This is a genomic window from Acinetobacter sp. 1294596 (assembly GCF_000582925.1).
GTDB classification, from domain to species: domain Bacteria; phylum Pseudomonadota; class Gammaproteobacteria; order Pseudomonadales; family Moraxellaceae; genus Acinetobacter; species Acinetobacter radioresistens.
This window is the reverse complement of sequence record NZ_JFCC01000104.1, coordinates 1-1129: the sequence shown is the minus strand read 5'-3', so window position 1 is coordinate 1129 and position 1129 is coordinate 1. Positions and strand designations below refer to the sequence as shown.

Here is a 1129-nt window from a genome sequence, read left to right as displayed (position 1 = left end):
TAAATTTTATTATCTAGTTTTTCCTTAATATCCTTACTAATCTTCAATTTCTCTACTGTAGGTAGACTTTCTTGTGACTTCTCTTCTATTTTTCGCGGTTTAATAGGTTTAGTATGAGTAGTATCACTCAAATATTTAGTATCACAAGCACTTAGGCCAATAAGCACATACCTATTAATATTTTATAAATCACTTTTACTACCTTTGCATGATTAATGATATATATCTTTATTATTATATTAAATCTATATCCTGAAATTAAAAATACCACCTAAATTTACATAATTATAAAAATATTCATGTTATTTATAATTCTGGAATTTCTTTAAAATAAATTTTTTCCTTATCAGAACAAACACTATAGAACATACCTGAATAATTATTCTTCGGATCTAGGTCTTGCATATAGTTTTTACAATCAAGTAAAAGCTGCTTATTTTTCTTTATGAAAGTTAATTTTTGATATTGTCTAAAAGAATAGCCATCATAGAAGTCATTAATTTTATACATATCTCTTCTATAGTTTTTCGAGGGAACATAATTAGAGTTATCACCATTGCCTATAATATTATAGTTTCCTAAAGTTTGAAATATATTATTAGTTTCTATAATAAGATTATTTTCATTATTTGCAACTATTTTCATTTGTGCCCATCCCATTTCAACACCTTCTGAAAATATATTTTTATAGATAATGTAATATTTATTATCTTTTATTTTTATATAAAATTCATCTACAGGAGGCTTATAAGCAAACAATGCATAACTATTTTGATATTTTATGTAATTAAATTCACTACAAACATTTTTTAAAGTGCATTTCTTATATGAATAATAAACTGTATTAGCTGTATTAGCTGTATTAGCTGTATTAGCTGTATTAGCTGTATTAGCTGTATTAGCTGTATTAGCTGTATTAGCTGTATTAGCTGTATTAGCTGTATTAGCTGTATTAGCTGTATTGAAACATCCAGAAACTAACAAAACTAGTATTAATAATAAAGTATTTTTCATTAGGTTATCTCTATATGCATCGCACCTTCTCCAGGCTCATCGCCAGAAATGAAGCCACTAATGATACCACTGTTAAGCTTAGCAATATTTTTTAGTTATATATTAAATATTTTTA

Annotated in this window: 1 protein-coding gene; it reads right to left on the bottom strand. The window is 25.3% G+C overall.

Annotated features, from left to right (window positions below; genetic code table 11):
• Positions 1-306: 306 nt before the first annotated feature.
• Entirely contained in the window at positions 307-1014 is a 708-nt protein-coding gene (locus J502_RS16030) for a hypothetical protein (protein WP_034685204.1), read from the bottom strand.
• Positions 1015-1129: the final 115 nt, after the last annotated feature.

Coding starts and splice junctions, on each gene's coding strand:
- J502_RS16030 (WP_034685204.1), bottom strand. CDS start 1,014: ATGAAAAATACTTTATTATTAATACTAGTTTTGTTAGTTTCTGGATGT.